The 12423-nt window shown below is 73.9% G+C and carries 7 protein-coding genes and 1 tRNA gene; 4 read left to right on the top strand and 4 right to left on the bottom strand.

Translation table 11 applies throughout. From position 1 onward, the window contains the following. Positions 1-2: 2 nt before the first annotated feature. The 4 genes from AB0G59_RS07505 (at position 3) to AB0G59_RS07490 (ending at position 6532) form a co-directional block, all read left to right on the top strand. Positions 3-2690: a D-alanyl-D-alanine carboxypeptidase gene (locus AB0G59_RS07505; RefSeq protein ID WP_360909033.1), complete on the top strand. Its 2688-nt coding sequence runs from the start codon at positions 3-5 to the stop codon at positions 2688-2690. A gap of 361 nt (positions 2691-3051) precedes the next feature. Further along, a complete protein-coding gene (locus tag AB0G59_RS07500) occupies positions 3052-4803 on the top strand; it encodes an MFS transporter (protein WP_360909031.1) in 1752 nt (583 codons plus the stop codon). Between the two features lie 280 nt (positions 4804-5083). Then, positions 5084-5647, top strand: a complete 564-nt coding sequence (locus AB0G59_RS07495; protein ID WP_071965036.1) for a hypothetical protein — start codon at positions 5084-5086, stop codon at positions 5645-5647. Positions 5648-5845: 198 nt separating this feature from the next. After that, complete coding sequence (locus AB0G59_RS07490; protein WP_360909028.1) at positions 5846-6532, top strand: class F sortase; 687 nt, start codon at positions 5846-5848, stop codon at positions 6530-6532. Positions 6533-6546: 14 nt separating this feature from the next. On the opposite strand, the gene recQ is transcribed toward AB0G59_RS07490, so the two are convergent. The 4 genes from recQ to AB0G59_RS07470 all read right to left on the bottom strand — a co-directional run bounded on the left by recQ (position 6547) and on the right by AB0G59_RS07470 (position 12256). Further along, a complete protein-coding gene (gene recQ, locus AB0G59_RS07485; protein WP_360909026.1) occupies positions 6547-8619 on the bottom strand; it encodes a DNA helicase RecQ in 2073 nt (690 codons plus the stop codon). Positions 8620-8702: 83 nt separating this feature from the next. Continuing rightward, entirely contained in the window at positions 8703-10745 is a 2043-nt protein-coding gene (locus tag AB0G59_RS07480; RefSeq protein WP_360909024.1) for a restriction endonuclease, read from the bottom strand. A gap of 137 nt (positions 10746-10882) precedes the next feature. After that, positions 10883-10955, bottom strand: a tRNA-Arg gene (locus tag AB0G59_RS07475). Beyond that, on the bottom strand, positions 10946-12256 hold the full coding sequence (locus AB0G59_RS07470) for a M6 family metalloprotease domain-containing protein (RefSeq protein WP_360909022.1): 1311 nt from the start codon (positions 12254-12256) through the stop codon (positions 10946-10948). Before AB0G59_RS07470 ends, AB0G59_RS07475 begins: the two co-directional genes overlap by 10 nt. Positions 12257-12423 lie beyond the last annotated feature (167 nt).

The raw sequence follows: 12423 nt of genomic DNA, 5'->3' as shown, positions 1-12423 counted from the left end.
CGGTGGCGGGCGAGTCCCCCGACAAGTCGGAGCAGCTGAAGTCGTCGGGGGAGACGACCGGCACGACTGGCAGTGAACGCGACCCGCGACTTGGGGTCATCCGGAAACCGGCGACGCCGGCCGAGGCGACGGTGACGACGTCCCCGTCCGCCCCGGAGTCCGAGGACGGCGCCGAGGCGGCCACGGGCCGCGAGGGCGACCGGGCGACGGCCGTCTTCCGGACCGTACGTCCGAGGGACGGCGAGGCGAGGGCCGAGCCGGCGGCGAAGGCTGCCGCCGACGGTGATGGCGAGGGCGACAGCCCTGCCGCCGACTCGGATGTCGACGCCAATGTCGATGCGGATGCAAAGGCCAAGCCCGTCAACGGCGTCGACGCGGTCAAGGGCGACGCACGGCTGAAGGCGGCCGTGGCGGCCTGGGTGGCGAGCGCCGACGAGGACGGGGACGCGGACGAGGCGCCCTCGACCGGCGACGAGCCGAAGGTTGCGGACGCGAAGGTAACCGACGCGGGCGGCAAGAAGCCCGCTGCCCGGACGCCGGGTCAGCCGGCCGGTGAGGCCACCGATCAGACGGCCGGTCAGGCCGATGGCGAGCCCGGGAAGCCCGCCGCCGACCAGGCGACGGCCGTGTTCAAGACCGTGCGCCCCAAGGCCGACGACGCGGACGCCTCCGGCGACACCTCCGCCCGGAAGCCCGCTGCGGCGGACCGGAAGTCCGACGAGACGGACCGGAAGCCCGACGCGGGGCAGAAGCCCGCCGCCGACCAGCCGACGGCCGTGTTCAAGACGATGCGCCCCAAGGCGGACGACGCCGCCGAGGAGACCGGCGCCAAGGATTCCGGCGCCGCGAAGCCCGCCGGCGACCGGCCGACGGCCGCCTTCGGGACCGTACGTCCCAAGGACAAGTCCACGGACGAGCCCAAGGGTGAGCCCAAGGACCAGCCCAAGCCCGAGTCGAAGCCCGAGCCCAAGGCCGGCGGCGACCAGCCGACCGCCGTCTTCGGCACCGTACGGCCCAAGGAAGCCAAGGCCGAGCCCAAGGCCGGCGCCAAGGCCGAGCCCAAGGCCGACGCCGGTGACCAGCCGACCGAGCTGCTCAAGGCCCCGGCCCCCGCGCCGAAGGCGGGCGCGGGCCAGGAGCGCAAGAGCCAGTTCGTCCCGCTGAAGGACGACGCCCCGGCCAAGGCCGCCCCCGCCAAGGCCGCGCCCGCCAAGCCGGGCGACAAGCCGGCCGCCAAGCCCGGCGCCGCTCCCGCCAAGCCCGGCATTCCGGTCTCGGTCACGCCGCCCAAGGCGCCCGCGGCCCCGGCCGAGGCGGAGCGCACCAAGCAGACGCCCTTCCCCGGCCGGCCGGCGGGCACGGCCCCGGCCGCGGAGGCCGGGCGCCCCGAGGCCCCGCTCGACCTGCTCGCGCAGCTCACGAACACCCCGCCGCCGCCGGAGACCCCGGTGCGCACGGCGATGCGCCGCGTGAAGATCTGGACGCCGCTCGTCCTGCTGCTCGGGATCGTCTTCGTGGTCGTCCAGTCCTTCCGGCCGCTGCCCGACCCGAAGCTGGCGCTCGGCGCGAAGAAGGCGTTCACCTTCGAGGGCGGCCAGCCGAACTTCGCCTGGCCCGCCGAGGGCCAGTCCGCGGCCAAGGTGCTGGGCGCGGGGGACGTGGGGACGTCCGGCGCGCAGAAGCCCGTGCCCACGGCGAGCGTCGCCAAGGTGATGACCGCCTACGTGATCCTCAAGGACCACCCCCTCAAGAAGGGGGAAAAGGGCGCGGACCTCGTCATCGACGCGCAGGCGGCGAAGGAGTCGCAGTCGAAGGACGAGTCGCGGCTGTCCGTGACCGAGGGCCAGACCTTCTCGCAGTACGACATGCTGCAGATGCTGCTCATCCCCTCCGGCAACAACATCGCCCGCCAGCTGGCGCGCTGGGACGCCAAGTCCGAGGACGAGTTCGTCAAGAAGATGAACGCGGTCGCCAAGGACCTCGGCATGACGAACACCACGTACACCGACCCCAGCGGTCTGAAGGAGACGACCAAGAGCACCGCCAGTGACCAGGTGAAGCTGGCCGAGGTCGTCATCAAGAACGACGTGCTGCGCGAGATCGTCGGCAAGCCCAACGCCAAGATCCCCGGCCTCGCCGAGCCGATCTACAACAACAACGACAAGCTGCTGACCAAGGGCACCGGCGTCCTGGGCGTGAAGACCGGCTCCAGCGGTCCGGCCGGCGGTTCGCTGATGTGGGCGGCGAAGCGGACGATCGACGGCAAGGAGCGGCTGATCGTCGGCGCGACCATGGACCAGCACTTCAAGGGCGGCCCGGACATCAACGCCGAGAACAGCCTGAAGATGGTGCTGGACAACAGCTACAAGCAGACCCGTGCCATCCAGGAGGCCCTCGTCGCGGCCCTCGTGGTGAAGAAGGGCGACGTCGTCGGCTCCGTCGACGACGGCCTGGGCGGGAAGACGCCGGTCGTCGCGACCAAGGACGTCAAGGCGGTCGGCTGGGCGGGCTTCGCCACGAAGTTCACGCTCTCGGCAGGCGGCCACAAGATCCCGCACGCGGCGAAGGCCGGCACCGAGGTCGGCGAGCTGACCGTGGGCACCGGCCTGGACGCGGTCAAGGTGCCCGTGGCGCTGAAGACGGCTCTCGCGGAGCCCTCGTTCGGCGCGAAGCTGGGCCGCCTGGGCTGATCCACGGCCGCCGGCCGGCCGTCGTCGACGGCTCCCGGCCCGTACGAGTGGGTACGGACCGGGAGCCGCTTCGCGGCCGCGGCGGCGCGTGGGCGGCGTGTTAGCGTCGCGGGGGTTTGCTCGCCTCAGCCCGAGCATGCGTGAAAATGAGGGGGAAAGACCAGGGACGGGGAGAGCCGCAGTGACCACCGTGGGGCCGGCGCGGGCCGGAAAGCCGGGAGAGCCCGGTAGTGAGGGCGACGCCGCCGGTACACCGGATGCCTCCGTCCCCTCGCATGCGTCCGGACCGGCCGGCGCATCCGCCGCCTCCGCGGCGACCGGTGCCGTGAAGCCCGCGTGGCGGCGGCCCTCCTGGGCGGTCGTGCCGGGACACCGTGGCGGTGGCCGGCTCCAGGCGCTCAGCGGGACCGTGCCGGTCACCCTGTTCGCCGCGGCCGTGCTGCACGTGGTGTGGGTGTGCCTGTTCGCGAACAGCGGCGGCGACCTGGCCGCTCAGGACGCCTGGGCGGAGTTCGCGCTCCAGCACCCGGCGTCGGCGTACAACCTCGCCTGGTACGGCGGGATGCATCCCGTCTCGTACAGCGTGATCTCCCCGTATCTGATGGCCCTGCTCGGCGTGCGCACCACGATGATGATCGCGGGCACGCTGTCGGCCGGGCTGATCGCCCTGCTGCTGGTGCGCAGCCGCGCCGTGCGACGGCCGCTGTGGCCGGCCCTGTACGGCGCGTTCGCGCTCACCTGCAACGCCATCTCGGGGCGGGTGACGTTCGGGCTCGGCATGATGTTCGGGCTGGCGGCGGTGGCCACGATCTTCGCGTGGCCGGTGCGCTGGCGCTCGGACGGCCGCTACCGCTGGGCGCGGGCCGCGCTGGCGGGGCTCATGGCGGCGCTGGCGACGGCGTCGAGCCCGGTGGCGGGCCTGTACGTGGGCGTCGTGGCCGCGGCGCTGTGGCTGGGCAAGCGGCGCCCGGCGGCGTACGCGCTGGGGGTGACCCCGGTGCTGGTCGTGGCGCTGTCGGCGTGGCTGTTCCCGTTCTCCGGGCAGCAGCCGATGGCCTTCGCGTCCGCCATCCTGCCCCTCCTCGCGGGCGTCTTCGGGATGACGATGACGCCCTCCTCCTGGCGCACGGTGCGGATCGGGTCCGCCCTCTACGTGCTGGGGGTGCTGCTGGTCTGGCTGATCCCCTCGCAGATCGGCACGAACATCTCCCGGCTCGGCATGATCTTCGGCGGTGTGGTGCTGGTCGCCGCGCTGACCGAGGTGCAGGTGCCGCCCCGCGCCGAGCTGCTCCGGCGCGGCCGGGTCTGGACCGCGACCGTGCTCGCCGTGCTGACCTGCACGGTCTGGCAGATGGCCAACTCCATCAGCGACATCGTGCACACCACCCCGGCCGCCTCCTGGGCCCGTGCGCTGGCACCCCTGGTGGACCGGCTGCAGAAGGTCGACGCCGCGCGCGGCCGGGTCGAGGTCGTCCCCGCGCGCAGCCACCGCGAGGCGTCCGCCCTGGCCCCGTACGTCAACCTCGCACGCGGCTGGAACCGGCAGGCGGACCTCAAGCGCAACCCGCTCTTCTACGAGGAGGGCATGCTCACCCCGGCCAGCTACCGCGCCTGGCTCAGCCGCTGGGCGGTGCACCACGTGGTGCTGCCCACCGGTGAGCCGGACAACGCCGCCGTCGAGGAGGCCAAGCTGGTCGGCCAGGGCCTGCCGTACCTGCGGGAGATCTGGTCGGACGCCAACTGGCGGCTGTACGAGGTCAAGGACCCCACCCCGCTGGCCGAGCCCCCGGCGATCGTGGAGCGCGCGGACGCCGGCGAGCTGACGATCACCGTGAACCAGGCGGGTCCCGTGCTGATCCGCATCCCGTACTCGCCGTGGCTGGGCCTGATCGACAAGTCCGGCAAGGCCGTACAGCCGCCGAAGGCCGGGCCGGGCGGGGAGCCGCCCGTCAACGTCAACGGGTGCCTGACCAAGCAGGTCCAGCCGCCGAAGGACGGCGCGCCGGAGGACGACTGGACGCTGCTGCGCGCCCCGCACGCCGGTACGTACCGGATCGCGGCCCCGTACAAGCTGCCGCGCGGCACGGGCTGTCCGGACGATCTGGCGCGCTAGACGCCCAGGCCGAGGCCGAGACCGTGGTCGAACGGGTGACCGGGAGTAGTCTCCCGGTCACCCGTTCGCCGTCTTCCGGCGGGTCCGTCCGGATGATCTCGCCCCACCCCGGATGACCTGCTCGTTCGGCCCGCTGCCAGGCCGTGGCGGGCGTCGGTGGCCCAGGGCCGTCGGGGTGCGGAGCCCGCGGAACGCGGTTTCGCTCGGCAGAAGAGGAGCGCGGAATTCCGACTCCTGCTGCGGCACATCGGCGTGCCGCGTCCGCGCTCACGGAGGAAGCATGCGTACTGCACGAGTGCTCACCGGGGCCGCCCTGACCATAGCCGCGCTGGGGCTGCCGTACGTCCCCGCGCTCGCCGACTCCTTCGGGAAGCTGGAGATCAGCCCGAGTACCGTCCGGCCGGGCGCCACGGTCACGGTGAGCACCAGCGCCTGCGGAGCCGACGGCCGCGGCACGGGTGACGCCAGCGCCGTGGGCGGCCCGTCGTCGTTCGAGCTGCGGCCCGGCACGGGCGCCGAGGTCGTCGTCGGCCAGTTCAAGGTGCCCGACTCGGCCAAGCCCGGCACCTACGGCATCGGCGCCAAGTGCGACAACGGCAAGGAGGCCACCGGCGACCTCACCGTCTCCACCAGCGCGTCCTCCGCCCCGGCGTCGGCCCCGGCCTCCGTCATGCCGAGCACCCCGGCCTCGCCCCCCATGGGCGGCGTGAAGACGGGCGTCGGCGGTACGAGCGCGAGCTCGGGCACGATCGAGATCGTGGCCGGCGCGGCCGTCCTGGCCACCGTCGCGGTCGCCGGCACCGTGTTCCTGCGCCGCCGCGGCGGCGGCAGCAACCGGGTCTGACCGAGGGCCGTCCCCGTGCCGGCCGGTCCGCCCCTCGGTCCCCGGACGCGCGCACTGCGCCCGGGGGCCGGGGACGGCCGGGGCCACGAGCGGTGGCGGAGGCCGGGCGGGCCGCAGCCCGCGGGCGCCCGGCTGCGCAGCGCCTACCTGGGGGGTGCCGCCCCGGCGCGGTGGGCGCACCCGGCGGGTCCGGCGCACATGGCGCGGCAGGCGCGCGAATCGCGCCGCAAGAGCGTGCTCGCCGCCGTCCTCGCGGTCGTGGTGCTGGCGGCCAGCTGGCTCATCGAGCACGGAGCGAAGGACCAGGCGCCGCCCCCGCAGCCCTCCAAGGCCGAGGCCTTCCCCACGCCCGGCGAGCCCCTGCTGACCCCGCCGCGGCGCGAACGGTCCGTTCCACCCCTGCCGTCGGCCGTTCCCACACGCGTGAGCATCCCCGCCATCCGCGTCGACGCGCCGCTGACGCCCCTGGGGCTGCTGCCGGACCACAGCCTGGCCACCCCGCCGGACGCGGACAAGAACCTCGCCGGCTGGTACGCGGGCGGCCCCGCTCCCGGCGCCGCCGGCACCGCCGTCGTGGCCGGCCACGTCGACACGGAGAACGGGCCCGCGGTCTTCTACAACCTCGGCGCCCTGAAGAAGGGCGACACCGTGGAGATGGCCCGCGCGGACGGCCGCACCGCCGTCTTCACGATCGACGCCATCGAGGTCTACGACCGCGACCGCTTCCCCTCCGCGAAGGTCTACGGCGCCACCGGGCGGGCCGAGCTACGGCTGATCACCTGCGGCGGCGGCTTCTCCCAGGAGGAGGACGCCTACCTCGGCAACGTCGTGGTCTACGCGCACCTGACGTCCGTACGACAGACGCCGCAGCTGATGCGCGGCTAGCCCCGGCCCCGCTTCTAGTACTCCTCCCAGGGCGGCTCCTCGTCCCAGGAGGGCTCCTCCTCGGGCCACGGTGCCTCGTCCCCGGCGCGGGGTGCCGCGGCGGGGCGGGCGGCGGGCTGCCGGGCCGCGGGCGCCGCCGCCCTGGGCGCCGGAACGGCCGCCGCCGCGGGAGGGGCGGGCGCACCGGCCGGCGCGGGCTGCTCCTCCTGCCGGGGAGCGGGCAGCTTCGCGAGCACGTCGAGGATGGGCTGCCCGTACTTGGCCAGCTTGCTCTCGCCGACACCGCTGACCGAGGACAGCTGGTCGAGCGAGCCCGGCAGGGCCGTGGCGATCTCGCGCAGCGTCGCGTCGTGGAAGATGACGTACGCGGGCACGCCCTGCTCCTTCGCGGTCGCCGCCCGCCAGGCGCGCAGCTCCTCGAAGACCGCCGCCGCGGCCGGGGACAGATCGGCGGGGGCCGCGCGCTTGCCCGTACCCGCACCGCCCGACTTGGCCGCCCGCGCGGCACGGGCCGGCTTCTCCGGCTCGCGCCGCAGCGGCACCTGGCGCCGCGAGCCCAGCACCTCGGCGCTGGCGTCGGTGAGCACCAGCGTGCCGTACTCGCCCTCCACCGCCAGCAGCCCCTGCGCCAGCAACTGCCGCACCACGCCCCGCCATTCCGCGACGCTCAGCTCCGTGCCGATGCCGAAGACGGAGAGGCCGTCGTGGTCGTGCTGGATGACCTTCGCGGTCTTCTTGCCCAGCAGGATGTCGATGATCTGGCCCGCGCCGAACTTCTGCCGCCGCTCCCGGGCCAGCCGGAACACCGTGGACAGGAACTTCTGCGCGGCGATCGTGCCGTCCCAGGTGACGGGAGGCGTCAGGCACGTGTCGCAGTTGCCGCACGCGGCGTCCTGCTGCCGCTGCCCGAAGTAGGCGAGCAGCTGTCCCCGGCGGCACTCCACCGTCTCGCACAGGGCCAGCATCGCGTCGAGGTGGGTGGCGAGCCGGCGGCGGTGCGCCTCGTCGCCCTCCGAGCCGTCGATCATCTTGCGCTGCTGGACCACGTCCTGCAGGCCGTACGCCAGCCAGGCCGTCGACGGCAGCCCGTCACGCCCGGCGCGGCCGGTCTCCTGGTAATAGCCCTCGACGGACTTCGGCAGGTCCAGGTGGGCCACGAAGCGCACGTCCGGCTTGTCGATGCCCATGCCGAAGGCGATCGTGGCGACCATGACGACGCCGTCCTCGCGCAGAAAGCGGGCCTGGTTGGCGGCGCGCGTGCGGGCGTCGAGGCCCGCGTGGTACGGAAGCGCCTCGACGCCGTTCTGCGCCAGGAACGCGGCGGTCTCCTCCACACCCCTGCGTGACAGGCAGTAGACGACGCCCGCGTCGCCCGCGTGCTCGGTGCGCACCAGCTCCAGCAGCTGCTTCTTCGCCTCGTTCTTCGGCGCGATGCGGTACTGGATGTTGGGGCGGTCGAAGCTGGCGACGAAGTGCCGGGCCTCGCGCAGGTTCAGCCGGGCCGCGATCTCGGTGCGCGTCGCGTCGGTGGCGGTCGCGGTCAGCGCGATGCGCGGCACGTCCGGCCAGCGCTCGTGCAGCGCGGACAGGGCCAGGTAGTCCGGGCGGAAGTCGTGCCCCCACTGGGCCACGCAGTGCGCCTCGTCGATGGCGAAGAGGGAGATCTTGCCCCGGTCGAGCAGCCGCAGCGTGGCCTCCACGCGCAGCCGCTCCGGCGCCAGGTAGAGCAGGTCCAGCTCGCCCGCGAGGAACTCGGCCTCCACCATGCGCCGTTCGTCCACGTCCTGCGTGGAGTTCAGGAAGCCGGCCCGCACCCCGAGCGCGCGCAGCGCGTCGACCTGGTCCTGCATGAGCGCGATCAGCGGCGACACCACGATCCCGACGCCCGGCCGGACCAGCGCCGGAATCTGGTAGCACAGCGACTTGCCGCCACCGGTGGGCATCAGGACGAGCGCGTCACCGCCGGCCACGACATGCTCGATGATCTCTTCCTGCTCGCCGCGGAACGCGTCGTACCCGAAGACGCGGCGCAGGCAGCGCAGGGCATCGCTGCCGATCTCTGCTGGGGGCTGTGTGGGGTCGGCCATTTCAGAAGTCTACGAGCCGCCACCGACAAAGCCGGGTGGATCAAGAAAGACCACCGGTACCGGGCACCGCGGCGCCCGGTACCTCACGCCACGTCGATCCCGTACTCCCGCACCAGCGCCTCCAGGCCGCCCGCGTAGCCCTTGCCGCCGATCACGAAGTCCCAGTCGCCGCTCGCCCTCCGGCGGAACGACCCCAGCACCAGCGCGGTCTCGCCCGGCCGCCCGTCGGATACCTCCAGCTGCCCGAGCTCGCCGCCCGAGGCGTTCGCGAGCCGGATGCGGGCGCCGGTGAACCCCGAGAGATCGGCGTCCGGATCGACCGCCGGGTCTATGGCCGCGACGAGCACGAGCCGGTCGGCGGGGGCGGGCAGCGCCTCGAAGGCGACGTGGAGGGCGGCCTTGTCGGCGGGGGAGGGGTCGACGGAGCGCACGGCCCCGTCCGGGGTCTGCCGGTTGTTGTAGAAGACGAAGTGATCGTCGCTGAGGACGCGCGAGCCCTGGCAGACGAGCGCGCACACGTCCAGGGCGACGCCGCCGGTCCAGGACATGCCCAGCACGTTGTGATCACCGGCCGGCCCGGGCTCCTGCCGGGAGGCGGGCGCCGTACGGGCGCCCCCGCCCAGCCGCCCCCGCAGCCCGTGCCGCGCCAGCAGCTCCACCAGCTCCTCGCCGGACACCAGCGTCAGCGGCTTGCCGTTGGCGAAGGCGTACGAACCCGGCCCGAACCCGGAAGTCGTCACCAGGACGCCCTTGTTGGCCCCGGCGCCCTGCACCGTCCCGTACAGATCACGCACGGCCGTCGGCGGCACCGTCTTGCGGTACCGCTTGACCTGCACGATGATCCGGCCGCCGCTGATCGGGTCCGGGTCCAGGGCCTCGACGTCCACGCCGCCGTCGTTGGAGCGCTGCGTCATCACCGCCTGCATGCCGCGGGCCCGGAACAGCTCGGCGACCAGCGCCTCGAAGGCCACCGGGTCCATCTCGAAGAGGTCCGGGTCGTCGCCCCCGCCGTGCGAGACGACCCCCCGGCCCACGTCGTCGGGCTGCCGCCCCGGCCGCACGGCGGCCAGCTGGTCCGGGCGGGCGGACAGCAGCCCGCCGAGCCCCTCGGTGAGGCACTCCACGGCGCTGACCTGCTCCAGGTGCAGAGCTGCGAAGACGGCGCGGGAGACGGTGACGGAGGCCAGGACGATCCGGGCGGGCCGTCCCGTCGCCGGATCGTGGTCGTCGGCGAAGCCGTTGAGGACCACGGACTCCAGCGTCCCGAACTCGTCCGCCGCGAACAGCTCGCGCAGCGCCAGCAGCACGCACTGCGCCAGCACGTCGCGGTAGACGGCCCGCCGCTGGGTGACCGGCCGGGCGATCTCCTTGTGCTCGTCGGCGTTGACCATGTACCGCACCGACTTCGTCTCCGGGACGATGCCGAAGCCCGGCAGCTCCCAGTTCAGCACCAGCTGCCGGGCCGCCGGGTCGTACGCGGCCGATATCTGGTGCGGGAAGTCGTCGGGCCAGGCGCCGGAGGCGTACAGGGCGGCGGAGAAGTACTCCACCACCGCCTCCGGGTCCGCCTCCCGCAGCGCCGCCGCCATCTCCGTGATGCCGGCGTTGTACTCCCGCGTCTGCGCGAGCGTGGCCGCGGCCCACTGGTCGTACTGCTGCCGGTAGGCGGCCAACTGCCGCAGCCGCTGCGCCTCGGCGGCCTGTGCCGCGTGCCAGTCGCTCTCGAACTGCGGCCGGTTGCCGCGGTAGCGGAAGTCATAGGGATCCGGCATGGCCACGGGCTGCCCCAGATGGCCCGGGCCGAAAGGCTCCAGATGCTCGGAGCGCGCCAGCGCGCCCGTGCTGAACGCGGGCGCCCGGCAGCCGGCCACCAGCAGCCCCTCCAGCGCCTCGACGCGCGCCTGGAGTTCATCGGTCCGCTGCCGCGCCTCGGCCTCGCGGGCCTGCCGGTACGCGCGCTGACGCTCCCGGTCCTGCCGGGCCAAGTCCCGCTCGTACGCCCGCTGTTGCCGCTCCAGCTCGCGCTGCTCGGCCGCCGCCGCCCGCTGCCGGGCCTCGTGCTGACGCTGCTGCTGCCGCTGCGCCTCGGCCCAGATCCCCATCAGCCCACTGGAGCGGCGACTCATGGCTGCGTTCCTCCCCCGACGACGTTCGGTGCCCTGCCGACTTTAGTCGCCCGTACGACAAAACGATCACCGCATCGCAAATGTCCCCCCATGCGGAAGAGCCCCTCCGCGGGCTTCGCGGAGGGGCTCTTCGGCGGTGCCCCCGGGCAGATTCGAACTGCCGACACCCGCTTTAGGAGAGCGGTGCTCTATCCCCTGAGCTACGGAGGCGGGGCAGCCGTCAGTGTAGCGGGTGCCCTGCCCGCGGGGGCAGGGCGGCGGGTCACGGTGACGCGCCAGGCGCCGGCCGGGGTGCGGCCCAGGACGTCGATGGTGACGCCGGCGGCGGTGCAGCGCTGGCCGGTGCGGTAGGGGGCGTCGGTGAGGGCGGCGGTGACGTTGGGGTCCTTGGTGTAGCAGCCGGCGCTGGCGGGGGTGGCGTCGGAGGCGCGGATGGGGGCGGAGCCGGAGGGGAGGTCGGTGGCGACGGAGGAGACCAGGACGCCGGGGCGGCAGACGGCGTGGTCGAGGCGGCCCGGGGCGCGGGCCTCGAGGGTGATGGCGCGGGTGGGGGAGAGCGGGACGACGACCAGCTTCACGCCGCCCGCGACCGAGGTGGGTGTCAGGGTGAAGGTGCGCACGCCCAGGCCCGGCAGACAGCGGACCTGGGAGGGGGCCAGCCAGCCCAGCTTCCACTTGTGCCAGGCGAGGAAGTCGTTGGAGGGGCCCCAGTCCTCGTCCATCGGGTCCCAGTGGCCCACGGGGGTCTTCACCGCACGGCCGCGGCCCGTGTAGTAGAGGTCGGGCAGGCCGAAGCTGTGGGCGTTCTCGTGGCTGAGGACGCGGTAGGGGCTGTCACCGGTCTGGCGGCTCCAGATGAAGGACACGTTCTTCACGGGGACGCCGTCGTCGGTGTCCAGGCCCGTGGACGCGCCGGCGAAGGTGACCGAGCGGACGTCCTGGGTCGCGGGTGGGCCCGCGTTGGGGGTGGCCAGGATGTTGATGAGGTCGAAGCGGCGGAAGTCGACCATGTGGTCGGTGGCGTCGAGGATCTCCCTGGTGATGGCGTGGTAGCCGGCGTCGCTGCGCGGGTCGAAGGAGGAGCCGCGCCGGATGCCGTACGAGCGGTACGGGCGCGCCATGCGGATCCAGCCGTGCACCGGCGTGGAGCGGTAGTCGAGGCGCCCGTAGGAGCTCGCGCGGTAGTAGTTCGGGACGGCGGGGAAGAACTCGGCGTACCGCTGCCGGGTGGAGATGCGGGCCGGGGCGTCGGGGAAGTCGATGAAGAGGGTGACGGCCCGCACCGTGCCGCTGGAGCGGGCGTAGCCGCGCGGGGTGCGCGCGCCCTCCGAGACGCCCGGGGTCAGGGTGCGCAGGGCGCAGGGGCCGGAGGGGGCCCGGCCGGCGAGGGGGAGTCCGGGGGGCGCCTTGGCGGCGCGGACGGGGTCCGCCTCCCCGGCCCGCGAGGGCGGCGCGGGCGAGGTGAGGACGAGTGCCGTGGCCGCCACGGCCGCGATGGCCAGGGGTTTCATGCCGGTCACCTCCAGGGCGGGCGGCCGCCTGCCCCGGGCCGCGCATCGTGTTCACCCTGTTCCCGGCCGGCGCCGGTGCGCGTCCTGGACTGCGGCAGATGGAGGCGTCGACTCCCACGTCCGGCGGTGTGAGCCGGCTCACAGCGAGTGGCGAAATATCCGGGGAG

Origin of the sequence: Streptomyces sp. NPDC021096 (assembly GCF_040641275.1) — a bacterium.
Lineage (GTDB): Bacteria > Actinomycetota > Actinomycetes > Streptomycetales > Streptomycetaceae > Streptomyces.
This window is presented reverse-complemented; position numbering and strand designations above follow the sequence as displayed.